We start from the raw sequence: 26025 nt of genomic DNA on the forward strand, positions 1-26025 counted from the left end.
CGATCAGCTCGGGCCGGCCGGTTCGAGGTCGGCGAGGCCCTCGACCCGCACGGCGAGCTCGTCGTCCCGTCCGAGGACGGCGCGGAGCAGACGCTGCGTGTCGCGCCGGACGGAGAGCACGGCGTCGTCGCGTCGCAGCACGAGGGTGCCGTCCGGCCCGGTGTAGCGCTGCTGCAGGTCGTCCAGCTCACCGGCCCGGAGCAACGCCACCGTGCTGGACGCCGCCGGGTCGACGAGGCGCACGAGGGCCGACTCACCCACGAGCTCGCTCGCGACCACCCGCCGCGCGCTCGCGTCGAAGATCGTCTTCTGCGCCGCCCGGGTCACGACGAACGGTCGCGCCGGACCATCGAGCAGCCGGTCGACGACGTCGCGAGCCGCGTCGGGGCGACCGACCCGTCGGGCTGCGGCCTGCATCCGCTCCAGTCGCCCCGGCTCGCCGAGGATCCCGTCGATCTTCCACCCGATCGTCGTCGCGGTGTTGCACCGGACGGCAGCGCCCTGCTCCATGAGGTAGTCGCCGTTGCGGACCTCCTGCCCGGGGATCGGGTTCACGAGCACCATCGGCAGACCGGCGGCCATGCACTCCGACGCCGACAGTCCTCCGGGCTTGCCGATGAACAGGTCGGCTCGGCGCAGGAGCTGCGGCATCTCGTCGGTGAAGCCGAGCACGGTGTAGCGGTCGTCGCCGGGCGCGATGAGGTCCTCGACGCTCCGCCGCAGCGCCTCGTTCCGCCCGCACACGATCGTCGCGGTGAACGGCGACCGGAGGTGCAGTGTCTGTCGGACGACCGCGAGCGCGTAGTCACCGCCGGACGCTCCGGCCGAGATGAGCAACATGGGGGGTGCCGCCGGGTCGCGCTCGGCCGGGCGGCTCGGCTGGGCGGCGATGGGGATCCCCGAAGCCACGACCCGGTCGGGCGGGAGCCCCAGGGCCGTCAGCTGGACCCGTCCCTCCTCCCGCGCGAGGAAGAGCGCGTGGAAGGCGCTCGTCAGCCACAGCCCCTGGAAGTCGTAGTCCGTGGTGACGACCGCGGTCCTGGCGTCGACGGCGCCTCGCAGGATGAGGGAGGCCAGCAACTGGGCCGGGAGGAAGTGGGTGCAGATGATCGCCGTGGGCCTGAAGCGTTTGATCGCGCTCACCACCGGCATCGCGTTCGCCCGCGTCCAGGGGTCGAGCGGACCGCGACGACGAAACGGTGCGTCGCTGAGGTCGTAGCCCCACTCCACGAGCCAGGGCGTCTCCTCGACGAGCACGAAGTACCCCTTGCCGAGGACGTCGCGGTACAGGGAGGTACTCGCCTGCAGGACGTCCAGGACCTCGACCTCGGTGACGTCGGGACGCCCGGCGCACGCCTGTTCCACGGCGGCGGCGGCGCTGTTGTGTCCGGACCCGACCCCGGCGGAGAGGATCAGGACGCGTTCCACGCCGTCCGGCCCGGGCTGCTGCTTCGATGTCCTGCGCATGAGCCGATGCTAGCGCGCGGCCTCCGGCGCCAGGGCTGCCTCGTACAGGGCGATGAGGCGGGTGGTCTGCGTCGACTGGCGCAGGGTGCGGGCGAGGCCCGGTGCGACGACGGGCGCGGTACCCGCCTCGACGTCGGCGACGGCGCGGCGGATCGCTTCGGCGAGCGCCTCGACCCCACCGTCCGTCGGCTGCCACATCGAGTCGGCGGGGAGCTCCGCCGCGATGTTCGGGTCGCTGATGATCGACGGAGTGCCGAGTGCGGCCGCCTCGAACACGGTCATGCCCTGCGTCTCGAACCCGATCGACGTCTGCACCAGCGCATCGGCGTCGGCGATGGCGCGCAGCGAGTCGGGGTAGGAGACACGTCCGGCGAAGACGACGTGGTCGGCGAGGTCGTGTTCGGCGACGAACGCCTGGGCCTTCGCGAGCAGGAGTCCGGCCCCGTAGAGGCGGAACACCGCGTCGACGTCCGCGAGCCGGACCGCCTCGAGGAACTCCATGAGCCGCTTCTCCTGGCTGAAGCGGCCGATCCACACGAACGACGGCAGCCGGTGCGGCACGTGGAGCGTGGTCGCGCGTTCGTCGAGTATCTCGTCGAGCACCGCGTCGTCGACGCCCGTCGACAGGACCTCGGCGTGGGCGGTCACGCCCTGCTCGCGGAGGACGCGTGCGAAGTGGTGCGACGGCGCGATGACGACGGCAGCACGCTTGGCGAACTCCTGCAGGTAGGACCAGACGCCCGTGGGCAGGGTCGAGAGCCGCGGCCGGAGGACTCTGCGCTGCCACCAGGACAAGGCTCCGACGACGAGGCCCGGCGCCGGCATGGTCTGCTCGATGCCGACGTCCATGCGGTTGTGCATGGTGTGGAGCGCCGGGATCCCGCGCCGTTCGGCGTAGCGGTAGGCCGTGAGCGCCTGCCAGAAGTCGGCCTGCACGTGCACGACGTCGACCGGGGGCAGCTCGGCCAGGCGTGCGTCGAGCCAGCGGTCGGTGAGCCGGCCGGGCACGGTCATCGAGTACTCGCGGTCGAGTGTGATGGGGATCGAGGGGGTGTCGAGGTAGTGCGGGTCGTCGTCGTGCGCCTGGTGCATCCGCGGTGAGCACACCGTGACGGTGTGCCCCGCGGCCTCCAGGAAGCGCCGCTGCAGTCGGATCGAGACCTGGGCCCCGCCGGACGACTCGGGGTGCTGGTCGCTGAAGACGAGGATGTGCATGGTCACCAAGGCTACCCGTGGCGCCAGGGTCCGAGGTGTCCGGCGATGCGACTCAGGCTTCGTCGAGGACGGCGACGATCGACTCCTGCAGGTACCCGAGCCAGGCGTAGATCGCCATCATGAGCTGCGGATCCTGCTCGTCCTCCGACGTCGTCGGAGACGGGTCGAACGGCTCCGCGTCGTCCTCCTCGATGCCGAGTCGAGCCGCGATGGTGAGCCGGGTGTCGTTGAGGAACCGCAGCCAGGTCCAGGCCGTCTCACCCTCGAGGGTCACGGCTGCACCGTCCTCGTGGCCCGCCGGGACCTCGGTCGGCTGAGCCGCATCGGACGCGTCGGTGGTGAGCGCCGCCAGGACGGTCCGCGCCGCGGTCACCTTGCCGCCGACGAGGTCGTCGGCGGTGAAGCGTCGGAACTCCGCGGCGGCCTCGGGATCGTCGCGGTACCCCTCCGGCACCAGTCGCGCCATGGCGGGGTCGAGCTCCACGGCGGTCGCCAGCCCGGCGCGCGTCGCGTCCTCGAGCATGTCGACGAGCTGGCTCGCCAGTTGCTCGAGGATCGAGGTCTCCTGCTCGTCGAGGCGGAGCACGACGGGTCCGACGGGCGGACGGACGAACGCGCTCATGCGTCGGCCTTCGCGAGCGAGGCCCAGAGCCCGTACCCGTGCATGGCCTCGACGTGGCGCTCCATCTCCTCGCGGTTGCCGGTCGCGACGACCGCGCGGCCCTCGTGGTGCACGGCAAGCATGAGTCGCTCCGCCTCCTCGTGCGTGTAACCGAAGTAGCTGCGGAACACGAGCGAGACATAGGACATGAGGTTCACCGGGTCGTTCCACACGATGGTGACCCACGGCTGCATGGTGAGGGTCGCCTCGTCGACGATCGGCTGGTCGAGGATCTGCGCCATCCTCCAAGCCTCCCACGATGTGTGCCGAAGCGCCTCCCTGCCTGGGTCCGACTCAGGAAGCGGACGGTGCGCCGGCGCGCGGCTGGCGGAGCGGCAGGGTCACGGTGAAGGTGGAGCCGCGGCCCGGGCGGCTGGACACGGTGATCCAACCATGATGCGCCTCGGTGATGGACTTCACGATCGACAGCCCGAGTCCGACGCCTGGCCGCGCGTCGTCGCGGACCTCCCTGGCCCGGAAGAAGCGATCGAAGAGCTGCCGCTGGTCGTCCGGCGAGATGCCGATGCCGGTGTCCGCGACGTTGACGGTGCAGGTCTCACCGTCCACCGCGACGGTCACCGCGACCCGTCCACCCCGCGGGGTGTACTTCACCGCGTTCGACAGCAGGTTGTCGAGGACCTGGCGGAGCCGGCCGCCGTCGCCCTCCAGTTCCACGTGGGGAGGGATCTCGGCCCGAACGGCGACACCGGCCTCCGACGCCTGCGGCAGGATCGCGGCCGCGCTCGCCCGGGCGATGTCGGCGACGTCGGTGAGGGCGATGCGCACCCGCATCTCGGCGTCCCCCGCCGCGAGCAGGTCGCCGATGATCGCGTACAGCTGCTCCGCGTTGCGCTGGATCGTCGAGACCTCGCGTTCCAGTCCGAGCTGCCGGAGGTCATGTCCCTCGGTGAGGAGGTCGAGGTAGCCGATGATCGACGTCAACGGGGTGCGGAGCTCGTGCGAGACGTCGATGAGGAACGCTTCGCGCAGCGCCACCGCATTGGCGAGATCGGTGACGTCGTGCCCGACCGTGATGGTGCCCACGAACGCGCCGTCGTCGGTGTGCACCGGTCGCGCGTTGCCGATGATGGCGCGCTGGTCGCCCGGCTCGCCGATCCAATACAGTTCGCCGCGGAAGCTCTCCCCGCGCAGCGCCCGGTTGATGACCTGCTTCTCGGGCGACACCCGAGTCTTCCGGTCCGGTCCGTACACGTGGACACCGGCGCGGGTCTTCCGGTCGAACCCGGCCAATTCGGCTTGCTCGTACGTCGCCGCGTTGCGGAGCGCCGCCGTGCCGTCGGGCCGGAAGAAGGCGACGGCGGCGTCGACGGATTCCGAGACCGTCGTCGCGATGGCCGCCGCCTCCGTCGCCGCGGCGAGGGCGATGCGCGCTCGTCCCTCATGGGCGCGGAGCTGACGCGCGGCCAGGTGCACGGTGACGGTCATGATGAGGACGAGGGCCGGCAGGATGCAGATCGCACCCCACCCGCCCGGCGTCGTCGGCCATGCACCGGCGCGCGCCACCGGGATGAGGGAGACGAAGATCGCTCCGAAGACCGGGACGGGCAGGGCCGAGACCCCGAACCCACCCGCGAGCCAGAGCACCGGGATCACGATGAGGAGACCCGACGTCGGCAGGTTCGGCAGGGTGTCGCGGAAGAAGCCGACGGCGAGGATGTCGATGGTCGGCACCAGCACGAGCAGGCCACGGAGCGCGCCGGACGGTGGCACGGCGAAGAGCAGGGACGTGGCCGCGGCCGTCAGGGAGAGCCCGATGAGGAAGTCGGGCTCCAGCAGGGTCCAGGTCGAGGTCAGGCCGATGTACAGCCCGAGCATCAGGATCGAGGCGATGAACGCGAACTGCGCACCGGCGAAGAGGTGGTTCGTCCGCGGGAGGGGTGCGGCGGCCGCCGCCGGGACGGAGATGCCGACGGCCGGTGACGCGGGTCGTGGAGCGGCGGCAGGTCGAGCCGGGGCGGGCCGGGCCGGGACGGCTTGAACGTGACCCGCCTGCATGGGGGCTGGCCGGGCGCCGCCACGATCACGGAATCGTGGATCCTGGGGCTGACGCTGGGCCATGGCTGCTCTCCGGAAGGGGACGAGCGATCACCGGGCTCGGGCCGCTCACTCCCGAACCCTACCCGGTGTGTGGACCGCGCTCCGAAACCGTTGACAGCAGGCGGCTCAGGTCGGCACATGATCGGGCCGCTTGGGCGGGTACACCCAGGTGACCATCACCACCGAGATCATCATGAGGAGGAACCATGACACCAGCTTGGTGAGCGGGACGAGCTGCCAGCCGTCCTCCTGATTCGGGTACAGCCAGGCGCCCGTGATCGTCCCGATGTTCTCCGCGATCCAGATGAAGCAGGCCACGAGCAGGAACGCCAGCAGCACGGGCATGCGGTGCGTCCGACGGAACACGCGGAAGTGCATCATCGTCCGTGCGAACACGAGGAGGACGGCAGCGAGCAGCACCCATCGCAGATCGACGACGTAGTGCTGGCTGAAGAAGTTGACGTAGATGCAGGCGGCGATGATCGTCGTGAGCCACACCCGTGGATAGCGGTCGAACCGGAGGTCGAAGAGCCGGTACACGCGGACCATGTACGACCCGACGGCCGCGTACATGAACCCGGTGTACAACGGTACGGAGCCGAGGTGCAGGACCCCGCCGCCGTCGTACTCCCACGACCCGATCCCGGTCTTGAACAGCTCCATACCCGTCCCGACGATGTGGAACAGGACGATCACCCAGAGTTCGCGACCGGTCTCGAGCCTGGTGACGATCATGACCACCTGGATGACGATCGCAGCGACGACGAGCGCGTCGTTCCGGGCGAGCCAGACGTCGTCGGGGTACCAGAGGCGGGCGGCGACGATCACGGTGAGCATCGCTGCGCCGAAGATGCACGCCCACGCCTGTTTCGCCCCGAAGACGAGGAACTCGACGGCTTTCGCCCGCGCACCACCGTCGGGGGCGTTGCGCAGGAGCCGGTTGGCCCGGTCGTCGATCCAGCGCTCGACCGCGGTCAGTTCGTGCTGGTCCGCCCGGCGTGCGTCGCGACCCGCTCCGTCTGCGGGGGTGGGCGGCTCGGACATCGGGCCAGCATACGGGCACACTCGGCGCCGCACCTGGGACGTCGGGACCACCCCGACGCGGGCTGCGACGTCGCGCATCGAGCGCCTCTGGAACGCCGCCTGACGCACATGACTCCTGCAACGCCCGTCCGGACTGTCGACGATGCCGGCGATTGAGCGGCCGGTGCTCGTCGAGCGGACCAAGCAGCAGGAGTTACGGACGCGGCCCGCCGGCGGCCCGGGGGCGCGAGATCGTCACCGTGAACTTCTGGTTGCGCGCGAGCTGCGTCGTCGGGCCGACGAGCCGCTCGAGCGCCGCCCGGTAGCCGAGGTGCGAGTTCCACACGACGGCGAGGGTGCCACCCGGCTGCAGGACACGCGCGGCCTCGGCGAACAGGTCGTGCGCGACGCCCGTGTGCACGGTGGTGCCGCTGTGGAAGGGCGGGTTCAGGACGATGAGGTCGGCTGACGCGTCCGGCTGCATCGACAGGCCGTCGTCGCGGAGCACCGTGATGCGCTCGGCCAGTCGGCGGTCGGCGTCGTCGTTGGCCGCGATGGTCGCGGTGGTCGACGCGACCGCTGCAGCGGACTGGTCGGTCGCGATGACCGCGAGCTCGGGTCGGGCGATGGCGAGCGACACCGCGAGGACGCCGGTGCCGCAGCCGAGATCGATGGCCGTCCGGGCGTCGGGCGCGATCTCCGGCAGCGCCTCGAGCAGGAAGCGGGTGCCGATGTCGAGCTTCGTCCCCGCGAACGCCGCGCCGGTGGCGGCGATGGTCAGGCAGATGTCGGCGTGGTGTTCGGCCCGCGGCGTGGTCGAGACCGTGGTGTCGGCCTCGTCACGCTCTCCCTCGACGGCGGGGGTCACCGGGCCGCTGGCGCGGAGCACCCGAGACTTCTGCCGGGCGAGGCTCGCGGTGACGGTCGAGAAGCTCCGACCGAGGACCTCGTTCATCGCGGGCGTCAGGTGCTTCACCCGGCCACCGGCCAGGAGACGGACGTCCGCAGCGCTCCAGCGGGCCACGGCGGCGGCGATCTCGTGCAGTGCCTCGAGGTGCTTGGGCAACTGGAGGAGGACGAGCGATGCGCCGGAGAACAGCTCCTCGCCGAGCGGCAGGTTGCGGAAGCCGCCGTCGACGCCGAGCCGTTCGGCGTTGGCCGCGAGGGCACGTTCTCCGACGGCGGCGTCCTGGTGGACCCGGACGTCCGTCGCCCCGAGGAGCGCGATGGCGCCGAGGGTCAGGGCCCCGTAGGCGTCGCCGACGACGACGATCTCGGCGGGCGTCGGCACCCGCCCGGCCAGGGCCTCGGCCGCTTCGTCGAGCAGGAGCCGATCGGTCGCGTCGACGGCGAAGAGGTTGGGTGCCTCGTGATCGGGGAACCGGCGCAGCGCGTCGAATGAGAACTCGGGCATCCCCTCAGCGTAACCGGCCACGCGATACGAGGAACGGCGTCACCGTCGGCGGACGCGTCGAGCCGGCTTCTCCGCCTTCACGGCTCGGAGGACGGCCGGGAAGACGAGGACACCGAGCCCGGCGGAGACGAGGAGGTTGACGACCGTGGCGATGGCGACGCCTTGTCCGAAGGCTCGCACGGTCTCGAGGCCACTGGCGTCCTCGGCGCGGACGGACGCGATCGCACCGAACACGATCACGAGGCTGATGACCGCGAAGATGAGCTGCAGCGGGACGGTGGCCCACATGCCCCAGTGCGTGACGGCTCCTGCGCGACGCACGCCGTGACGCCGCAGGATCCGCAGGCTGAGGGCGATGCCACCGAGGAAGGCGACGACCCCGAGCGCGACGTACCCCCACACCCAGGCACCGAACGGCGGTGTGAGGAAGAGCAGGATGAACCCGAACACGCGCGAGAAGCCGTCGACCCATTCGGCCTCGCCCGCACCGAGCAGGACGCCGACGAGGATCGGGGCGCCGATCACGACGAGCGTCAGCAGCGGAAGCACGCCGGCGACGACACCGAAGTACATGAGCGGGTAGGCGGTCAGTCCGGTCAGCCGGGCGCCGCGCCGCCTCCGGGCCGTCGCGGGTGCGGTCTGCGCCGGGTCCGGCTTCGTCACCACGGGCTGCGCGCTCATGCCCCAACCCTACGCGCACCCGAAAGCGCACTCGTGGTCGTCATCCATGTGGGATGACGACCACGAGTGCGCTTTCGTCGGTCACTCGGAGAGCGACGGCCGCCAGACGACGACCTCGGTCCGGCGACGGGTGCGGGTACCGCTCCGCATCGGGACGACGCTCCCCTCCATGCCTGCGGCGAACACCCGGTTGCCCGGGGTCCGCAGCAGGGCGTTGGCGAGCGCGTGCTCGAGCTCCCGCACCCGACCCTGGAGCGAGCTGACCTCGTTCTCCAGGGTCAGGATGCGGGAGATGCCCTCGAGGCTGACGCCTTCGGCACTGAGCCTGGACACCTCACGGAGCTGGGCGATGTCGCGCATCGAGTACCTGCGCGACTTCCCGGCGGTCCGCGTCGGCGACACGAGACCGAGCCGGTCGTACTGCCGGAGGGTCTGCGGGTGCATGCCGGCGAGCTCGGCAGCCATCGCGATCGCGAAGACCGGCGAATGCTCGTCCATGCTCTCTGCCCTTCCGTGTGCTGCTGGTTACTAGCCCCGAGCCCGAGCGATGAGTTCGTCGCGGGGGTTGTCCTTCGGCTCCAGCTCGTGGAACCGTTCGAGTGCTTCCTTGGCCTCGCCGCCGAGATGCGCCGGCACGACGATCTGCACGACGGCCAGGAGGTCGCCGGTGCCCTTCGTCGTCGCGACACCGCGGCCCTTGACGCGGAGGACGCGACCGCTCGGCGTACCGGGGGCGACCCGCAGCTTGACGGGGTCGCCGCCGAGCGTCGGAACCTCGATCGTGGCACCGAGCGCGGCCTCCACGAAGGTGACCGGTACGGTGACGCGGAGGTTCAGGCCGTCGCGTTCGAACACGGGATGCTTGCGGACACTCACGGTGACCACGATATCGCCGGGTTCGCCGCCGTCCGGACTCGGCTGCCCCTTGCCGCGCAGGCGGATCTTCTGTCCGTCCGACACACCCGCCGGGATCTTCACCTTGATGGTGCGTCCCTCGGAGGTCTGCAGGGAGATGGTGTCGCCCTGCGTGGCCGTGATGAAGTCGATCGTCGTGTGCGCGGTGATGTCGCGGCCGGGCGTGGGTCCGCCGTAGCCGCGGAAGCCACCGGTGGTCTGGCCGAAGCCACCCTGGCCGAACATGCCGCCGAGGATGTCCTCGTACCCCTGCGGGGCCTGCTGGTAGCTGTAGCTCTGGCGACCACCGCCACCACCACCGAACATCGACCCGAAGACGTCCTCGAAGCCGCCCTGGCCGCCGCCGGCACCCGGGGCGGTGAAACGTGCTCCACCGCCCATGGCGCGGACGGCGTCGTACTCCTTGCGCTGCTCGGGGTCGCCGAGGACCGAGTGGGCCTCGCTGATCTCCTTGAACTTCGCCTCGGCCTTCGCATCACCCGGGTTGGAGTCCGGGTGGTACTGCCGGGCCAGCTTCCGGTAGACCTTCTTCAGCTCCGCGGGCGTCACGTCCTTCTTGACGCCGAGGACCTTGTAGAAGTCCTTGTCGAACCAGTCCTGACTCGCCATGGCTAGCTCGCCGGGACCGCGACGACCACCTTCGCGGCGCGCAGCAGGGTGGAGCCCAGGTGGTACCCGGTCTCCACGACGTCGAGGACGGTCTCGCCCTCGGCGCCCGGCGTGGGCTGCTGGAAGATGGCCTCGTGCACGTTGGGGTCGAAGGTCTCGCCGACCGCTCCGAACGGCTTCAGCCCGAGCTTCTCGGCAGCACCGCGGAGCTTGGCCGCGATCTGCGTGAAGGGGGCGTCGCCCTCGAGGTCGCCGTGCTTCTCAGCGCGGTCGAGGTCGTCGAGCACCGGGAGCAGGACCTTGGCGACCTCGCCGGTGGTGCGCTCGCGCTCCACCTCACGGCCGGCCTCGGTGCGCTTCCGGTAGTTCGCGTACTCGGCCGTGACGCGCTGCAGGTCGCCGAGGCGTTCTGCAGCGAGCTGCTCGGCCGGGGAGAGGTCGCCGCCCTGAACGGGCTCCTCGGGAGCCGCGTTGAGGATGTCCTCGACGGTCAGCTCATCGTCGGCGGCCGGTGCGTCGGCGTCGGCGGATTCGGCAGGTGCGCCCGAGGGGGCCGACGCGTCGGCGTCAACCCCCTCGGTGCCAGGCTGACGAACCTCGCCGGTCTCCGGGTCGATCCGTCGCTTGTCACGAATGATGGGATCGTCCTGGTTCTGGTTCTGGTTCTCGTCAGTCATGGTTACTTCTTGTCCTTGTCGTCTTCGTCCTCGACGACCTCGGCGTCGACGACGTCCTCGTCGGAGGTCGCCTCCTCAGCCGGGGCCTCGGTTCCTGCGGCGGACTCGGAGGCCTGCGCCTGGGCGTAGATCGCCTCGCCGAGCTTGACCTGGCTCTCGTTGAGCTTGTCGAACGCGGTCTTCACCGCGTCCTCGTCCTCACCGGCGAGCGCGCTCTTCAGGGCGTCGACATCGGCCTGGACGTCGGTCTTGACGTCCTCGGGCAGCTTGTCGTCGTTCTCCTTGATGAGCTTGTCGATCGAGTAGGCGAGCTGCTCGGCGCTGTTGCGGACCTCGGCCTGCTCGCGGCGGGCCTTGTCGTCCGCAGCGTGCTCCTCGGCCTCGCGGACCATGCGCTCGATGTCCTCCTTGCCGAGGGACGAGCCACCGGTGATGGTCATCGACTGCTCCTTGCCGGTGCCCTTGTCCTTGGCGGACACGTGCACGATGCCGTTGGCGTCGATGTCGAAGGTGACCTCGACCTGCGGCACACCGCGCGGAGCCGGCGCGATGCCGGTCAACTCGAAGGTGCCGAGGTTCTTGTTGTCGCGGGTGAACTCGCGCTCGCCCTGGAAGACCTGGATCGCGACGGACGGCTGGTTGTCGTCGGCCGTGGTGAAGGTCTCGCTCCGCTTCGTGGGGATCGCGGTGTTGCGCTCGATGAGCTTCGTCATGATGCCACCCTTGGTCTCGATACCGAGCGACAGGGGGGTGACGTCGATGAGCAGCACGTCCTTGCGCTCACCCTTCAGCACGCCGGCCTGGAGGGCTGCGCCGACGGCGACGACCTCGTCAGGGTTGACGCCCTTGTTGGGCTCCTGACCACCGGTGAGCTTCTTGACGAGCTCCGCGACGGCGGGCATGCGGGTCGATCCACCGACGAGCACGACGTGTGCGATGTCGGAGACCTTCACGCCGGCCTCGGCGATGACGTCGTTGAACGGCTTGCGGGTGCGCTCGAGCAGGTCCTGCGTGAGCTCCTCGAACTTGGCGCGGGAGAGCGTCTCGTCGAGGTTGGCCGGACCGTTCTCCGTGAGGGAGAGGTACGGGAGCTGGATCGAGGTCGACATCGAGGAGCTGAGCTCCTTCTTCGCCTGCTCGGCGGCTTCCTTGAGGCGCTGCTTCGCGATCTTGTCGCCCGAGACGTCGACACCGGTCGAGTCCTTGAAGCGCTTGATCAGGTAGTCGACGACGCGCTGGTCCCAGTCGTCTCCACCGAGGCGGTTGTCACCGGAGGTGGAGCGGACCTGGATGGTGGAGAAGTCGTCGTCCTTGCCCACTTCGAGCAGCGAGACGTCGAAGGTACCGCCACCGAGGTCGAAGACGAGGATGAGCTCGTCCTCCTTGCCGCGGTCGAGACCGTAGGCGAGGGCTGCGGCGGTCGGCTCGTTGATGATGCGGAGCACGTTGAGGCCTGCGACCTCACCGGCCTCCTTCGTGGCCTGACGCTCGGCGTCGTTGAAGTAGGCGGGGACGGTGATGACCGCGTCGGTCACGGTGTCGCCCAGGTACTGCTCGGCGTCGCGCTTCAGCTTCGCGAGGATGCGGGCGGAGAGCTCCTGCGGCGTGTACTTCTTGCCGTCGACGTCGAACTTCCAGTCGGTGCCCATGTGGCGCTTGACGCTCGCGATGGTGCGGTCGACGTTGGTGACGGCCTGGCGCTTCGCGGTCTCGCCGACGAGCACCTCGCCGTCCTTGGTGAATGCGACGACGGAGGGGGTGGTGCGGAAGCCCTCGGCGTTGGCGATGACGGTGGGTTCTCCACCTTCGAGGACGGCGACCACCGAGTTGGTGGTACCGAGGTCGATGCCTACTGCACGTGCCATGTGTTGGTTCTCCTTGTGTTGACTGCCGGTTCGGAACTCGTCGACTCGGGCGGCATGCGGATGGCGTCCGGCCGACTCGACGAGCTCGGCACCGAGCTGATTGATGGGGTGATGCTGGTATGACGTCGAGACTTGAGCCTCGATGACTCAATGCTACCGAGGCCTGGTTTCAACGTCAAGAAAGTTGAGTCCGCCTGGCTCAACTCCCAGCGGATGGCCAGGGTGACCAGCACCGAGGTGCCCTTCGACGAGCTCAGGGACCGAGACGGGGAACGGTCCGGGAGTGACGACAGGCCCAGGGTCCGGAGGTCCGGTCCCTGAGCCTGTCGATCCATCTCCCGCTCAGGCGGCTTCCGCCACCACCACGGAGCGCTCGGTGACGACGATCTTCCCGCCGACCGCGTCGACGTGCACGGTCGAGCCGTCGCCGACCCCGCCGCCCACGACGAGCTCGGCGATGCGGTCGTCGACCTCACGCTGGATGAGGCGACGCAGGGGGCGCGCACCGTACTCCGGCTCGTAGCCGAGCTCCGCGAGGAGCGCGAGCGCCTCAGGCGTCGTCTCGAGTGACGCACCGCGCGCGGCCAACCGTTCGGTCGTGCGGCCGAGCATCAGCCCGACGATCTCCTGCAGCTGCTGCTGGTCGAGCTTGCGGAACAGGACGATCTCATCGATGCGGTTGAGGAACTCCGGACGCATGGCCTCGCGCAGCTTGCCCATGACCCGGGCCCGCAGCGCCTCCTCGGAGCCGAAGCCCGTCGGGTCGTCGGCGCCACCGGCCACGAAGCCCATCGCACCGGACCGCGAGGCCAGGAACTCGGAGCCGAGGTTCGAGGTCATGACGACGACCGTGTTGCGGAAGTCGATCGTCCGCCCCTGACCGTCGGTCAGGCGACCGTCGTCGAGCACCTGCAGGAGCAGGTTGAAGACGTCCGGGTGCGCCTTCTCGATCTCGTCGAACAGCACGATCGAGTAGGGGTTCCGGCGCACGCGTTCGGTGAGCTGGCCCGCCTCGTCGAACCCGACGTACCCGGGAGGGGCACCGACGAGTCGTGACACCGTGTGGCGTTCGCCGAACTCGCTCATGTCGAAGCGGATCACGGAGTGCTCGTCCGCGAAGAGGGATCCGGCGAGCGCCTTCGCGAGTTCCGTCTTGCCGACGCCGGTGGGGCCGAGGAACAGGAAGCTGCCGACAGGGCGGTTCGCGTCCCCCATGCCCGTGCGGTTGCGACGGACGGCCTTCGACACCGCGGTCACGGCGTCGTGCTGGCCGATGACGCGAGCGTGCAGTTCGTCCTCGAGGCCGGCGAGACGTTCCCGCTCACCCTCCGTGAGCCGACTGACCGGGATGCCGGTGGCACGGGACACGACGCCGGCGATCTGGGCCTCGTCGACGATCGCGTCACGGTCGGTGCGGGCACCGGGTCCGTTGGAGGCGGCGTCGAGCTTCGCCTGGACGGCGGTGATCTCGTCGCGGATGCGCGAGGCCTCCTCGTAGTGCTCGGCCGACACGGCGGCGTTCTTCGACGCCTCGAGTGTCGCGAGCTCCTCGACGAGGGCGCTCACGTCGACCGCCTTCCCGAGCCGCAACCGCAGCCGGGCTCCGGCCTGGTCGACGAGGTCGATGGCCTTGTCTGGCAGGACGCGGTCGGGCAGGTAGCGGGCCGAGAGCTCGACGGCTGCGCGGAGGGCGTCGTCGGTGAAGCGGACGTCGTGGTGCTCCTCGTACGCCGGACGGAGACCTCCGAGAATGAGGACGGCGTCCTCGATCGACGGCTCGCCGACGCGCACGGGCTGGAAGCGGCGTTCGAGTGCCGGGTCCTTCTCGATCCCGCGGTACTCGCGGAGCGTGGTCGCGCCGATGAGGTGCAGCTCACCGCGAGCGAGACGCGGCTTGAGCATGTTCCCGGCGTCCATGCCGCCCTCGCCGGAACCTCCGGCGCCGACGACGGTGTGGACCTCGTCGATGAAGACGATCAGCTCGGAGCGGTTGGCTGCGATCTCGTCGAGCAGGCCGGTGAGGCGCTCCTCGAAGTCACCGCGGTACCGGGTTCCGGCGACCATGGCCGGCAGGTCGAGTGAGACGACGCGCTTGCCGCGCAACTGCTCCGGGACGCCGCCGTCGACGATCGCCTGGGCGAGCCCCTCGACGACCGCCGTCTTGCCGACGCCGGCCTCGCCGACGAGCACCGGGTTGTTCTTCGTGCGGCGGGAGAGGATCTCGATGGTCTGCTCGATCTCCTCGGAACGTCCGATGACGGGGTCGAGCGACCCGCCGGCGGCGAGCGCCGTGAGGTCGGTGCCGAAGCGGTCGAGCATCGGGGTGTCCGAGTCGAGGTCGTCGCCATCGCGGTCGTCCTGGTCGTCGGTGGCGACGCCGGGGTCGCCGACGGTCTGGCGCATGCCCTGGGTCAGCGCCTCCGCCGTGACGCCGGCACGGGCGAGGACCTCACCGGAGGGCGAGTCCTGGTTGATGACGAGCGCGAAGAAGAGGTGCTCGGGGTCGACGTACGTCGACCCGGCGGCACGGGCCACCTGGTAGGCGTGGAACAGCGCGCGCTGGGCCGACGGCGTGATGGCCGGGTCCTTGACGCTCGGCGAGGACGCCTGCGGCAGCCGCTGCTCGGCGGCCTTGGCGATGACCTTCGGGTCGACGCCGAGGCGCGCGACGGCGTCCTTCGCGGGCTCCTCGCTCACGATGACGCGCAGGATGTGCAGCGCGTCGAGCTCGTTCTGGCCGCGCTCGAGCGCGAACCGGCCGGCGCGCTGCAGGATCTCCTGCGTCCGCGCGGTGAGGAAGCGGCTGAGGTCGATGGTCCGCGCCGAACGCGCCCGCTCGCCCTCGAGGTATCGGGCGAGGAAGTCGTCGAACGACGACGATCCGCCGTCTGCTGCTGCGCCGCCCTGGGTGAAGTCTTCGGGCACGTGAACCTCCTGGATTCAAACTTGAGTGTTGTACGCTCAAGTCCAACGCGGGGTGGCCAAAGCTATTCCCGGTAACGTTCCGCGTCCCAGCGAACCCCCAGCCATCGCGCTGCGGGACGCGCGCTACCGCCCGTTCACCACGCGGCACTAGCCTCAGTGCATGAGCACGACTCCCCCAGGTGGCACCGACGACACCGGCCGGACAGGCGGGCCCGGCGACGAGGCCCCGCGTCTCGGATCCCGGCCCCGCAACTTCCCGCCACCACCGCTCGTCACCCCCGACGCCGCAGCAGCCACCGTCGACCTCGACACCTCGCAGGTCGCCGCTGTGAAAGCACAGGCGGGTCGCAAGGGTCGCATCTTCGCGTGGAGCCTGTGGGACTGGGGTTCGGCGTCGTTCAACGCGGTCGTCACCACCTTCGTGTTCACCGTCTACCTGACGAGCGACTCCTTCGGCGAGGAGGCCGCGGTGTCGGCGTCCCTCGGGTGGGCGCTCGCGGCCGCCGGACTGCTGATCGCGATCCTCGCGCCGGTCGTCGGCCAACGGTCGGACTCCGCCGGGCGACGGAAGTTCTGGCTCGGCTTCAACACCTACGTCGTCGTCGCGGTCACCGCGCTCCTCTTCTTCGTCGCGCCCGATCCGAACTTCCTCTGGCTGGGCCTCGTCCTCCTCGCCGTCGGCAACATCGTGTTCGAGTTCGCCGGCGTCAACTACAACGCGATGCTCGCCCAGGTGTCGACACCCACCTCCATCGGCAAGGTCTCCGGTCTCGGCTGGGGCATGGGGTACATCGGCGGCATCGTGCTGCTGCTCATCGTGTACTTCGGCTTCATCTCCCCCGAGGTCGGACTCTTCGGCGTCACCGGCGAGGACGGCATGGACGTCCGCGTCGCGATGCTCGTGTCCGCGGCGTGGTTCGGGGTCTTCGCCCTACCCGTATTGCTCGCCGTGCCCGAGTACCACGCACCCCAGGCCGTCGCCCGGCCGCACGTCGGGTTCTTCGCCTCCTACGGGGTGCTCGCCAAGAGCATCGCGGAACTCTGGCGCGACAGCCGACAGACGCTGTACTTCCTGCTCGCGAGCGCCGTGTTCCGCGACGGGCTCGCCGGTGTCTTCACCTTCGGTGGCGTCCTGGCCGCCGGGACCTTCGGCTTCTCACCCGGCGAGGTGATCATCTTCGCGATCGCCGCCAACGTCGTCGCCGGGATCGCGACGATCACGATCGGCCTGCTCGACGACAAGGTGGGCCCGAAACCCGTCATCGTCGCGTCGCTCATCGGCCTCGTCATCGCGGGAAGCGCCGTGTTCCTCCTCCACGAGGGCGGCGCGACGATCTTCTGGATCTTCGGCCTCATGCTGTGCCTGTTCGTCGGTCCCGCCCAGTCGGCGAGCCGCTCGTTCCTGGCGCGCATCATCCCGGAGGGCCGCGAGGGTGAGGTCTTCGGCCTCTACGCCACGACCGGCCGCGCCGTGTCCTTCCTCGCACCGACGGCCTTCGCACTGTTCGTCACGCTCGGCGGGGCGCAGTTCTGGGGGATCCTCGGGATCGTGCTCGTGCTGCTCATCGGCCTCGGACTCCTGATCCCGGTGCATGCGAAGCAGGGGCGGCTCAACTCGCGGGCCTGATGCGCGGCTCCGGTGAGCCGACCGAAGGGTCCATCAGCTTGATTTCGTAATTACGATATTTGTACACTTGGGTCATGACGACCATTGACCCCGGCGATCTCGAGGCACGTCTCGCGCGCCTCGAAGCCGCCGTGTTCGCCCGACCGGCCGACGACGACACGACCACCGAGCGACCGGATGACGTTCCGTCCGCAGCCGCGACAGGCGATGCCGATGACACCTTCTGGGCGCTCCGCGGGCTCGAACAGCGCACGGCCGAGCTCGAGCACGGGGCGGTCCTCTTCACCGGCTCGGTCGTCGCCGGCGGCGGACCCGTCCAGTGGCAGTACGCCAGAGCGACCGACGACCTCCTCGCGCTCGGCGACGACCCCGACGCCGTGGAATCAGCAGGTTCCGGTCCACTCGCAATCGCGGCATCGCGGCTCGCAGCCATCGGCTCCCCGGTCCGGCTGCAGCTGCTCCTGGCCGTCGCCAACGGCACCTCCGCACTCGCGGACCTCGGCGAACTCGACGGCATCGGGACGACCGGCCAGGTCTACCACCACGTCCGCGTCCTGACGGCCGCCGGCTGGCTGCAACCCGCCGGCCGCGGACGGGTCGCGGTCCCGCCCATGCGACTCGTCCCGCTGCTCGTCGCCGTCGCCGCCATGGAATGACCACCGACCCCAGGAAGGACCCCGCATGACCGCCACACCACGCAGCACGTCCCGACCCAGACGGGTCTGGGTCATCGCCGCCGTCAGCACCGCTGTCGCCCTCGCGGCCGGACTCGTATTCCGACCAGGACCCTCGATGCTTCCCGCCGAGGCCGCCGGCGACGCCGAACTCGCGGCGACCGTCCGCGAACTCGCCGGCCCCGACCGCAAGGCCGTGCTGGCCGTCGTCGTCACCCCGGACGGGACCCGCACCGCGACGATCGGCGCCCAGCCGGACACCCGGTTCGAGATCGGGTCGGTGAGCAAGGCCTTCACGGGACTGTTGCTCGCCGACGCGATCGAGCGTGGCGAGGTCACCCCGGACACCAGGCTCGGTGACCTCCTCGAACTGGGCGACGCACCCGCGGCGGACGTCACCCTCGAGCAGCTCGCCACCCACACCTCCGGTCTGCCACGCCTGCCGATGGATCTCTCGACGATCCTCTCCTCAGCGTGGTTCGCACTCACGACGGCGAACCCGTACGGAGAGGACCTCGAGAAGCTGCTCGAACAGGCGCGGTCCGCGTCCCTCGACACCCCGAAGGGCACCTACTCCAACCTCGCCTTTGAACTCCTCGGCGCCGCCCTCGGCTCGGCCGCCGGCACCAGCTACGCCGACCTGCTCGAGGAGCGGATCACCGGTCCGATGGGACTCGACTCGACCGGCCCCGTGAGCGATGCCGCAGAGCTCGGCGACCGCGACCTCCTCGGTGAGACCGCCGGCGGACGGACCGCCGCCGCATGGACCGGCACGGCGATCGGGCCCGCCGGTGGCATTCGCTCGGACACGGCGGATCTCGCCCGCTTCGCGGAACGACTGGCCGACGGCAGCGCGCCGGGTATCGAGGCGCTCGCCCCACAGACGGCGTTCGGCGATCGCGAGATCGGCTGGGCCTGGATCACCGATCGGGAGGCGATCGACGGTGAGGACCTCGTCTGGCACAACGGTGCCACGGGCGGCTTCGCGTCCTTCGTCGGCATCGTCCCGGCGACCGGCACAACAGTGATCCTCGTCTCAGCGACCCAGGAGTCGGTCGATGCGGCCGGTGTCGCCCTCCTCGAGCAGATCGGAGCAGCACGATGATCGAGATCCTCATCCCCGCCGTCGTCGCCCTCGTCATCGCCTGGTTCCTCGCCCTCCAGGTCGCGCATGCGTGGAGTACGGGACGCTGGTCGGCGACCGAGCGCTACCGGCTGGTCGCCGACGCGGTCGACAGCATCGTGATCCTCGCCCTCGTGCGCGCCCTCGCCGCGCCGGTCGGCGTCTGGTCCTGGGCGTGGGTCATCGCCGTCGCGATCGTCGGCTTCGGACTCGCCGGAGCCGCCCTGCGCTGGCGGTCACTCCCGTGGCACGCGCCCAAACCGAAGCGCTCACTCGACGAGCACGGGGCGACGGTCGAGACCGCGGTCCCGCCGAAGGACCGCCGACGGCAGGTCCAGGCCGCTGTCTACGGTGTGGTCGGCGTCGCGATCGTCGCGCTCTGCTGGTGACCGTTTCCCGTCAGCCGACCGTGCGGGCCGCCCGCATCCGCACCGCGATGTACTGCTTGGCGGGAAGCTCGATGCGGAACCGGCCGGAGTAGGTGCCTGGGAGGCGTTGGATCGTCATCTCCCAGGTATCGATGATGTCGATCTCCCAGGTGACCGCAGGGTCGAGCAGGAATCGGCGATAGCCCGGCTGATCGAATCCGAAGTAGTACAGGAGGTACTCCCCCTCGACGCCGGCGCGTGGGACATCCCAGTCGAGCGGGATCGGTTCGAGCCCTCTGGCCGGGCCAGCGGCTAGGATCTCGTCGAGGAACCGGATGCGCGAAGGGCTCGTCCCGCGCAGCACCCCGCCTTTCGACCACCACAACACGTCGTCGGGGTGCCGGTAGGTCTCGCCGTGCCCGACGTACCCCCCTCGCATCGCACCCTCCCAGAACCGCCGCACCATCTCCTCGCCGGTGATGTTTCCCCAACCCTGATCGATATCGCCCTCATACGCGCACTCGTCGATCACGACCGGCTTGCCCCAGCGCTCGCGCCATTCCGAGGTCATCTCCGCGGTCTTGTAGATGTCCTGCCGCTGGATGCTCGCGTGCGTGATCCACGGACGGGAGTGGTCGTAGAAGGCGCGGCAGTTGTGGATGGACAGGAGGTGGCTGCTCGGGTCGTTCTCCCGGACGATCCCGGCGAGCCGTTCCCAGTCGGTCTCCGTCTTCGAGAACAGCAGGTCGTATTCGTTCGCGAGCGACCACCAGACGTTTGCGAACGAGGCGAGACGCGCCACGGCATACCGGACGTAGCGATCGTCGGCGACCGTATCCATGGTCGCGAAGCCCCACCGGTCGTAACCGTGGAACAGGATGAGGTCGGCTTGGACGCCGAGTTCCGCGAGCTGGTCGATCCGCCGTTCGAGGTGCGCCCAGTACGCGGGGTCGGGCCGCTGCAGGTCGAAGCCGTGCACGGGATCGCCGACGAACGGGTAGCGCTCCGGTTCGTTCTCGTTGAACAGATACGACTTGGGGAAGACGCACATGCGCATCTTCGTGAACGGGCCATCGGCGAGCGAAGCGAGCGTCTGCTCCTCGAGCAGATCGCCCTGGTGCGTCCAGACGTAAGCGGTGGTCCCGAGCGGGCGGTGCCTCGTGCCGTCGGCGTGGGCGAAGTGGAAGGTGTCGGCGACCCGCACCGGCCCGTGCGCATGCGGGCGCGCGGGGGCGACCGTGAACCCCCCGGCGATACCGTCGAGCGACCGGGCGTTGCTCGAGGTGCGGTAGGAGTACTCGCCGACGCGCTCGGGGAGGTACCGGAGGCGGTAGACGCCGGAGCCGTCGTAGAAGCCTGGGACCGTGACGCTGCCATCCGGGCCGTCGACCCGGGCCTCGAGACGGACGTCGATGAACGGGTTGCCCTGCGAAGGGCCGTGCAGTTCGACTTCGAAGCGACCGAATCGTGTCACCGTTGCCGACTGCCGGACCGTCGCGGAGCCGGGTGGGACGTCCACGTCCTCATATGCCTTCGATGGTTCCACGAATCGTTCGGGGGCCGGCCGCTCCGGCTCCGCGGAGCGGTCGATCTCGGCGATCTCGGCGAGGAGCGCCGCACCCGCGGCCGGATCACCGGCGAACGCCGGCTCGGTGTCGACCACCAGGCCGATCGGATACCCGTGCAGCGTGTGCAGGATCGACGAGGAGACCAGGTCTGGCAGCACCCGACCGACGGCGGCGCGACCGCGCGGATCCGCAAGGACGTGCATGAGTGGTGTTGCGGCGGTGAACGCCTCCGGCTCGGTGGTGATCGACACGGATCAGCCTTTCACGGCGCCGGCGAAGGCGCCCTCGACGAAATAGCGCTGGAACATCAGGTAGACGATCAGCACCGGGAACACGGACATGATGGTGAAGGCGTTGAGGGGCCCGTACGAACTCGTGAACTGCGACTGAAACCCCTGCAGCGCGAGCGGGATCGTCCAGGACTCCTGACTCTGCAGCAGGGCGAGCGCGATGGAGTACTCGTTCCAGGTGGAGACGAAATCGAGGATGAACAGCGCAGCGAGTGCCGGTTTCGACAGCGGCAGGATGATCTGGAAGAACAGTCGCCAGTTTCCGGCACCGTCCATCCTGGCGCTCTCATCGATCTCCTCGGGGATCTGCCGGAAGAACCCGTAGAGGATGAACGTCTGATAGGGCAGGCCGAACGCAATGTACGGCAGGATGATGCCGAGATGGGTGCTCAACAGGTTCAACCCCATGATGACCTGGAAGAGCGGCGCGATCGCGACCTGGATCGGCACCATCGCGCCGAGGGCGATGACTCCCATGAGCAGGCGCTGCCGCTTGAACCGCAGTCGGGAGAGCGCGAACGCCGCAGCGGCGGAGATGAACAGGCCGATGGGCACCTTGAACATGGCGATGATCAGGCTGTTTGCACCCGCGCCGAGGAGGTTCCCACGATCGATCGCCTCGACGTAGTTGCCCCACTCAGGCGACCACGGCGGGACGAAGGCGGGCGTGCCGAAGATGTCCGCCTCGCTCTTGAGCGAGGTGAAAATCATGAACACGAGCGGCACCGACCAGATGAGGACGGCGAGGAGGAGTGCGATCCAGAGGCCGATTCGCACGTAGTCCTTGGATCCTCCGCGGCTGCGGCGAAGGCCCGGGCGCCCGGGCTCCAGAGCGACGGCTGCCGCCGGCGGAACGGTCGAGAGGCTCACGAGTTCTTCTCCTGTCTGGCGGTCCAGACCATGTAGGGCACGACGATGAGCAGGGTGATGACGAGCAGGACGGTCGCGATCGCGTTGCCCATGCCGTATTCGTGGTTGGTGAACGATTGCTGGAACGACCAGAGCGCGAGCACCTGGGTGCCCTGGGCGGGTCCGCCGCCCGTCATGCCGACGATGAGGTCGAACACCTTGATCGAATTGATGATGGTGAGCACCAGCACGACCACCGTGGTCGGCCGTAGTGCCGGGAACGTCACGTTCCAGAACACCTGCCAGGCATTGGCACCGTCCAGTCGCGCGGCCTCGACGTGCTCCGGAGACACGGACTGCAAGCCGGCCAGGAAGAGCACCATGTTCGTACCGGCGATCTGCCAAACGAATGCCGCGAAGATGGAGTACAGCGCGAGGTTCTTGTCGCCCAACCATTGGATCTCGGCAAGCCAGGGCAGATTGAACAGCTCGGCGAGTGTCACGCCGACCCCGTAGTTCGGGTTGTACATCCATCGCCACATGTTGGCGATCGCGATCGGCGCCAGGACGCCCGGGATGTAGAACATCGAGCGGAACACGTTCCGCCCGAACAGCGGTCGGTTGAGCGCGAGTGCGAGGACGAGGCCGAGGCCGAGCGGTATGAACAGCGACAGCACGACCCAGACGAGTGTGTTCGAGAACGCCGTCCAGAACACGGGATCCTGCGTGAAGATGCGGACGTAGTTCTTGACGCCGACGAATTCCTGGGCCGCCCCTTGGAACCCGGACCACTCGAAGAAGCTCAGGCGGATGGACTCGACGGTGGGGCCGACGACGAAGACGAGGTAGGCGGCGAGCGCCGGCGCGAGGAATGGGAGGGCGGCGATGAAGCCGGTACGGGCGAGCCGACGGGTGCGCCGGCCGGCAACCACTGGGCGAGATGCACGCCGCGGGGGCGCTGTGGTGGAGGTCATGGGGTTCCTTCGACGGCGGGGTCAGTGATCGGATGATCGGGGTCGATGCGAGCACACCGACCCCGATCGGCCCGCCTACTCCTGGTCGATGAACTTCTGGAACTCGGACCCAGCGTCGGCGGGGTCGAGTTCCCCGGTCGCGACGAGGTTCTGGATCCGCCAGTACTCGGTGGTCTCGGCGAGCGAGAGGTTCTGGTCGTTGTTCATGTAGACGCCCTTCGCCGCTTCGACGATGGGGTTCCACTGCGCGTCGAAATCGCTCTGCCCCTCGGGCAGGACATCGACGTTGACCGATCGGCTGCCGAAGGTCGCGATGAACTTCTGCTGGGCCTCGTCGGAGGTGAGGTAGTCGAGGAACTTCGCAGCCGCGTCAGGGTGCTTCGAGTTCGCAGAGATGTAGTTGTTCTCGTTGAAGCCGTAGATGCGGTCGGTCCCGGTGGGGAAGGCGAAGATGCCGACGGTACTCTCGTCCATCCCGTTGTCGCGGACGACCTGGTTGAACCAGTCGCCCTCGATGGCCATGGCCGCCTTACCCGAGTAGAACAGCGAGCTCGACTCGTCGTTGTTGATCGAGATGAACCCGGGGTTCAGGTATTCGGAGGTCCAGGTCGCGAACTCCGTGTAGGTGTCCGTGACACAGGACTCATCGGCCCAGCTGGCCTCCTTGGTCACGAGGTCCTGATAGGTGTCCGCACCACACTCGGTCTCGAGCAGGCTGTCGAGGAGCCGCATGACGTGCCAGTTGACCGTGCCACCGAACTCGATCGGGGTGATGCCGGCGGCCTTCAGAGCCTTGGCGTCGGCGACGAGCTCATCGTATGAGGTGGGCGCAGCAGTGATGCCGGCCTGCGCGAACAGGTCCTTGTTGTAGAAGACGGCCTCGGTGCGCTGGGTGTAAGGCACCCCGTCGTAGCCGCCGTACTGGGTGACGGTCGACATAGTGGTCTCGGAGAACCGCTTGGACCAGTCGTACTGCTCGTAGTACTTCTCGAGGTCGAGGCTCGCTCCCGCGTCGATGAACTCGCCGCCGAGGCCGGGTCCCGCCCAGGAGAAGAAGACGTCCGGCGCGCCGCTCGTCCCGAGCGTCGTCCGCAGCGCGTCCTTGTGGGCGTCGACAGCGCGCTCCTCGACCTTCACGCTGATGTCGGGGTTCGCCTGCTCGAAGTCAGCGACGATCTCGTCGATCGTGGCGTTCGCCGAGTCGGCCGTCTCGGTCAGCTTGAACCAGGTGATCGTCGTCTTGCCGTCGGCGTCTCCTGACGAGGCGCACCCGCCGAGCGTGGCGACGAGGAGGCCGGCCGTCGAGAGAGCGACGACCTTGGGCAGTGCACGCATCATTGCGTCCTTTCGGTGGTCGGCGCGCGAGGATCGACGCCGATGTCCTGTGCTCCGGAGGCGGGGGCGACCGGAAATCCCGAGTCCGCGACCTGAGATGACGATACGTTATCGATAACACATTCGAGGGTCAAGCGGTCAACCGGTTCGCCAAAGTAACGATTCGGCATCGGCCCTCCGTCACCCGGATAGGCTCGGGGGTAACACATGGAGGTACGCAGTGACGGATCGAGGGGCGGGTCCGAGAGCGCGCCCGAGCATGGCCGACGTCGGGAAGTCGGCCCAGGTCTCCGCGCAGACGGTCTCGCGCTACTTCACCGGCGGGTACGTCGGCGTCGAGACGAGGCAGCGCATCCAGCGCGCCATCGACGACCTCGGCTACCGCCACAACCGCATCGCCCGCAACCTCCGCGCGAGTCGCACTGACACCGTCGGCGTCCTCTCGATGGGCCCCGTGAACTACGGCAACTCGTCCATCCTCACCGGGTTCAGCTCCGCGGCGAGAAACGCCGGCATCTCGCTCATCACGACCCACCTCGACATCGATACCAGTCAACCGAGTTCGATCGACGAGATCCGTCACGCGCTCGACGCCTTCCTTTCGTTCCAGGTGGACGGCGTCATCGTCGGCACCCCGTACCTCGGTACCGAAAAACTGCTCGACTACATCGGCGAAGCGGTACCGGTCGTCACCCTGTCCGACCTGCCGAACCGCACCGCCGACTCGGCCAGTGCCGACTCCTACGGCGCGGGATTCGGCGCGACCGAACATCTCATCGGCCTCGGCCACCGGGCGATCCTGCACGTGGCGGGACCGGCTAACCGGAACGAGTCAGCCGGTCGTCTCCGGGGGTACCAGGACGCCCTCGCGGCCGCCGGTCTGGCTGCGCTCCCCCCGCTCGTCAGCGAAGAGTGGACCGCCGCCGCCGGAGCCGCGCAGGGTCGACTCGCCGATCCGACGACCTTCACGGCGGTGTTCGCCGCGGACGACCTCCTCGCGCTCGGGTTCCTGCGCGCCATGGAGGAGCGGGGCTTGAGCGCCCCCCGCGATTTCTCGATCATCGGGGTCGACGACATGCCCGAGGTCGCCTTCTACTCGCCACCGCTCACCACGATGCGTCTCGACTTCGTGGAGCTCGGCAGGACCGCCCTGGAGATGATCGTCGCCCGCGTGCACAGCGGCGAACGGCAGCAGCGGCGCGTCATCACCGCCGAGCTGCAGGTGCGTGCGTCGACCGGGCCGGTCACATCGGACAGCTGATCACCCCAGCGGCGTCACGCTCCCGGGAGGACGAGGCCTTTGCGGAGGGTGACATTGCCGTACTTGCGAGTCTCGCCCGTGCGGATGATCAGGAAGGCTGTGGCGGCCTCGTCGTAGTAGGCGAACCGGTCGACGAAACGCACGGCGTCCTCGGTCGTGCCGGCGGCGGCGATGAGTTCCCGCTGGACGTCGAGCACCGTGCCGTCGGCACTCGTCATGAGGTCGAGCACGGGTTCGTCGTCGAGCGGGATCACCGTGCGCACCGCCCGGAGGACCTCTGGCGTCGACAGCGTCGGGAGCACGACGACGCGTTCGCCGAGTCGAGCGGCCGGGAAGTGCGCATCGGCGATCACCACCGTGTCCGAATGCCCCATCGCGTCCAGGTGCAGCAGCAGTTCGCCGCTCAGCACCGGGTCGATCCCTGTCAGCATGGTGACCTCCTCGTC

General features: G+C 69.1%; 23 protein-coding genes. 5 read left to right on the top strand and 18 right to left on the bottom strand.

Annotated features, from left to right (window positions below; all coding sequences use genetic code 11):
- Positions 1–3: 3 nt before the first annotated feature.
- The 13 genes from QRN44_RS05025 to QRN44_RS05085 form a co-directional block, all read right to left on the bottom strand.
- A complete protein-coding gene (locus QRN44_RS05025; RefSeq protein ID WP_175117126.1) occupies positions 4–1467 on the bottom strand; it encodes an MGDG synthase family glycosyltransferase in 1464 nt (487 codons plus the stop codon).
- Positions 1468–1476: 9 nt separating this feature from the next.
- Positions 1477–2682, bottom strand: a complete 1206-nt coding sequence (locus QRN44_RS05030) for a glycosyltransferase (protein WP_285038442.1) — start codon at positions 2680–2682, stop codon at positions 1477–1479.
- 52 nt (positions 2683–2734) lie between these two features.
- A complete protein-coding gene (locus QRN44_RS05035) occupies positions 2735–3304 on the bottom strand; it encodes a DUF2017 family protein (RefSeq protein ID WP_285038443.1) in 570 nt (189 codons plus the stop codon).
- On the bottom strand, positions 3301–3585 hold the full coding sequence (gene clpS, locus QRN44_RS05040) for an ATP-dependent Clp protease adapter ClpS (protein ID WP_056009029.1): 285 nt from the start codon (positions 3583–3585) through the stop codon (positions 3301–3303). Before clpS ends, QRN44_RS05035 begins: the two co-directional genes overlap by 4 nt.
- 52 nt (positions 3586–3637) lie before the next feature.
- A complete protein-coding gene (locus QRN44_RS05045; protein ID WP_285038444.1) occupies positions 3638–5359 on the bottom strand; it encodes a sensor histidine kinase in 1722 nt (573 codons plus the stop codon).
- 168 nt (positions 5360–5527) lie between these two features.
- Positions 5528–6445: a DUF817 domain-containing protein gene (locus QRN44_RS05050; protein WP_285038445.1), complete on the bottom strand. Its 918-nt coding sequence runs from the start codon at positions 6443–6445 to the stop codon at positions 5528–5530.
- 193 nt (positions 6446–6638) lie between these two features.
- Positions 6639–7838 carry a class I SAM-dependent methyltransferase gene (locus QRN44_RS05055; protein ID WP_285038446.1) on the bottom strand — a complete coding sequence of 400 codons (1200 nt, stop codon included), beginning with the start codon at positions 7836–7838 and terminating at the stop codon, positions 6639–6641.
- A gap of 39 nt (positions 7839–7877) precedes the next feature.
- Positions 7878–8519: a hypothetical protein gene (locus QRN44_RS05060; RefSeq protein WP_064297157.1), complete on the bottom strand. Its 642-nt coding sequence runs from the start codon at positions 8517–8519 to the stop codon at positions 7878–7880.
- 81 nt (positions 8520–8600) lie between these two features.
- Entirely contained in the window at positions 8601–9017 is a 417-nt protein-coding gene (locus QRN44_RS05065; protein WP_064297156.1) for a heat shock protein transcriptional repressor HspR, read from the bottom strand.
- A gap of 30 nt (positions 9018–9047) precedes the next feature.
- Positions 9048–10043, bottom strand: a complete 996-nt coding sequence (locus tag QRN44_RS05070) for a DnaJ C-terminal domain-containing protein (RefSeq protein WP_071262201.1) — start codon at positions 10041–10043, stop codon at positions 9048–9050.
- A 2-nt stretch (positions 10044–10045) separates the two neighbouring features.
- Positions 10046–10720 carry a nucleotide exchange factor GrpE gene (locus QRN44_RS05075; RefSeq protein ID WP_064297154.1) on the bottom strand — a complete coding sequence of 225 codons (675 nt, stop codon included), beginning with the start codon at positions 10718–10720 and terminating at the stop codon, positions 10046–10048.
- Positions 10721–10722: 2 nt separating this feature from the next.
- A complete protein-coding gene (gene dnaK, locus QRN44_RS05080; protein ID WP_064297153.1) occupies positions 10723–12585 on the bottom strand; it encodes a molecular chaperone DnaK in 1863 nt (620 codons plus the stop codon).
- Positions 12586–12927: 342 nt separating this feature from the next.
- Complete coding sequence (locus QRN44_RS05085) at positions 12928–15510, bottom strand: ATP-dependent Clp protease ATP-binding subunit (protein WP_121291514.1); 2583 nt, start codon at positions 15508–15510, stop codon at positions 12928–12930.
- A gap of 160 nt (positions 15511–15670) precedes the next feature.
- Between QRN44_RS05085 and QRN44_RS05090 the strand changes: the two genes are divergently transcribed.
- From QRN44_RS05090 to QRN44_RS05105, 4 genes are all read left to right on the top strand, one after another.
- A complete protein-coding gene (locus tag QRN44_RS05090) occupies positions 15671–17137 on the top strand; it encodes an MFS transporter (protein ID WP_285038447.1) in 1467 nt (488 codons plus the stop codon).
- A 74-nt stretch (positions 17138–17211) separates the two neighbouring features.
- Positions 17212–17793, top strand: coding sequence for a helix-turn-helix domain-containing protein (locus tag QRN44_RS05095; RefSeq protein ID WP_285038448.1), 582 nt, complete (start codon positions 17212–17214; stop codon positions 17791–17793).
- Between the two features lie 25 nt (positions 17794–17818).
- Positions 17819–18916, top strand: coding sequence for a serine hydrolase domain-containing protein (locus QRN44_RS05100; RefSeq protein ID WP_285038449.1), 1098 nt, complete (start codon positions 17819–17821; stop codon positions 18914–18916).
- The gene (locus QRN44_RS05105) at positions 18913–19323 is read left to right on the top strand and encodes a hypothetical protein (protein WP_285038450.1); all 411 of its coding nucleotides are present in this window, start codon (positions 18913–18915) and stop codon (positions 19321–19323) included. Before QRN44_RS05100 ends, QRN44_RS05105 begins: the two co-directional genes overlap by 4 nt.
- 10 nt (positions 19324–19333) lie before the next feature.
- On the opposite strand, the gene QRN44_RS05110 is transcribed toward QRN44_RS05105, so the two are convergent.
- The 4 genes from QRN44_RS05110 to QRN44_RS05125 all read right to left on the bottom strand — a co-directional run bounded on the left by QRN44_RS05110 (position 19334) and on the right by QRN44_RS05125 (position 24318).
- Positions 19334–21121, bottom strand: coding sequence for a DUF5605 domain-containing protein (locus QRN44_RS05110; protein ID WP_285038451.1), 1788 nt, complete (start codon positions 21119–21121; stop codon positions 19334–19336).
- 3 nt (positions 21122–21124) lie between these two features.
- Positions 21125–22030, bottom strand: coding sequence for a carbohydrate ABC transporter permease (locus QRN44_RS05115; protein ID WP_285038452.1), 906 nt, complete (start codon positions 22028–22030; stop codon positions 21125–21127).
- Positions 22027–22983, bottom strand: a complete 957-nt coding sequence (locus QRN44_RS05120; RefSeq protein WP_285038453.1) for a carbohydrate ABC transporter permease — start codon at positions 22981–22983, stop codon at positions 22027–22029. Before QRN44_RS05120 ends, QRN44_RS05115 begins: the two co-directional genes overlap by 4 nt.
- Before the next feature lie 75 nt (positions 22984–23058).
- Complete coding sequence (locus QRN44_RS05125; protein ID WP_199687121.1) at positions 23059–24318, bottom strand: ABC transporter substrate-binding protein; 1260 nt, start codon at positions 24316–24318, stop codon at positions 23059–23061.
- Between the two features lie 259 nt (positions 24319–24577).
- Between QRN44_RS05125 and QRN44_RS05130 the strand changes: the two genes are divergently transcribed.
- Positions 24578–25579, top strand: a complete 1002-nt coding sequence (locus QRN44_RS05130; protein WP_121291507.1) for a LacI family DNA-binding transcriptional regulator — start codon at positions 24578–24580, stop codon at positions 25577–25579.
- Positions 25580–25593: 14 nt separating this feature from the next.
- Here QRN44_RS05130 and QRN44_RS05135 read toward each other — a convergent pair whose 3' ends face one another.
- Positions 25594–26010, bottom strand: coding sequence for an RbsD/FucU family protein (locus QRN44_RS05135; protein WP_175117101.1), 417 nt, complete (start codon positions 26008–26010; stop codon positions 25594–25596).
- Between the last annotated feature and the right edge of the window lie 15 nt (positions 26011–26025).

The organism is Plantibacter sp. lyk4-40-MEA-4, assembly GCF_030209415.1.
In the GTDB taxonomy this organism is placed as follows: Bacteria; Actinomycetota; Actinomycetes; order Actinomycetales; family Microbacteriaceae; genus Plantibacter; species Plantibacter flavus_A.

Coding starts and splice junctions, on each gene's coding strand:
- QRN44_RS05025 (WP_175117126.1), bottom strand. CDS start 1,467: ATGCGCAGGACATCGAAGCAGCAGCCCGGGCCGGACGGCGTGGAACGC.
- QRN44_RS05030 (WP_285038442.1), bottom strand. CDS start 2,682: ATGCACATCCTCGTCTTCAGCGACCAGCACCCCGAGTCGTCCGGCGGG.
- QRN44_RS05035 (WP_285038443.1), bottom strand. CDS start 3,304: ATGAGCGCGTTCGTCCGTCCGCCCGTCGGACCCGTCGTGCTCCGCCTC.
- clpS (WP_056009029.1), bottom strand. CDS start 3,585: ATGGCGCAGATCCTCGACCAGCCGATCGTCGACGAGGCGACCCTCACC.
- QRN44_RS05045 (WP_285038444.1), bottom strand. CDS start 5,359: ATGCAGGCGGGTCACGTTCAAGCCGTCCCGGCCCGGCCCGCCCCGGCT.
- QRN44_RS05050 (WP_285038445.1), bottom strand. CDS start 6,445: ATGTCCGAGCCGCCCACCCCCGCAGACGGAGCGGGTCGCGACGCACGC.
- QRN44_RS05055 (WP_285038446.1), bottom strand. CDS start 7,838: ATGCCCGAGTTCTCATTCGACGCGCTGCGCCGGTTCCCCGATCACGAG.
- QRN44_RS05060 (WP_064297157.1), bottom strand. CDS start 8,519: ATGAGCGCGCAGCCCGTGGTGACGAAGCCGGACCCGGCGCAGACCGCA.
- QRN44_RS05065 (WP_064297156.1), bottom strand. CDS start 9,017: ATGGACGAGCATTCGCCGGTCTTCGCGATCGCGATGGCTGCCGAGCTC.
- QRN44_RS05070 (WP_071262201.1), bottom strand. CDS start 10,043: ATGGCGAGTCAGGACTGGTTCGACAAGGACTTCTACAAGGTCCTCGGC.
- QRN44_RS05075 (WP_064297154.1), bottom strand. CDS start 10,720: ATGACTGACGAGAACCAGAACCAGAACCAGGACGATCCCATCATTCGT.
- dnaK (WP_064297153.1), bottom strand. CDS start 12,585: ATGGCACGTGCAGTAGGCATCGACCTCGGTACCACCAACTCGGTGGTC.
- QRN44_RS05090 (WP_285038447.1), top strand. CDS start 15,671: ATGAGCACGACTCCCCCAGGTGGCACCGACGACACCGGCCGGACAGGC.
- QRN44_RS05095 (WP_285038448.1), top strand. CDS start 17,212: ATGACGACCATTGACCCCGGCGATCTCGAGGCACGTCTCGCGCGCCTC.
- QRN44_RS05100 (WP_285038449.1), top strand. CDS start 17,819: ATGACCGCCACACCACGCAGCACGTCCCGACCCAGACGGGTCTGGGTC.
- QRN44_RS05105 (WP_285038450.1), top strand. CDS start 18,913: ATGATCGAGATCCTCATCCCCGCCGTCGTCGCCCTCGTCATCGCCTGG.
- QRN44_RS05120 (WP_285038453.1), bottom strand. CDS start 22,983: ATGACCTCCACCACAGCGCCCCCGCGGCGTGCATCTCGCCCAGTGGTT.
- QRN44_RS05125 (WP_199687121.1), bottom strand. CDS start 24,318: ATGCGTGCACTGCCCAAGGTCGTCGCTCTCTCGACGGCCGGCCTCCTC.
- QRN44_RS05130 (WP_121291507.1), top strand. CDS start 24,578: ATGGCCGACGTCGGGAAGTCGGCCCAGGTCTCCGCGCAGACGGTCTCG.
- QRN44_RS05135 (WP_175117101.1), bottom strand. CDS start 26,010: ATGCTGACAGGGATCGACCCGGTGCTGAGCGGCGAACTGCTGCTGCAC.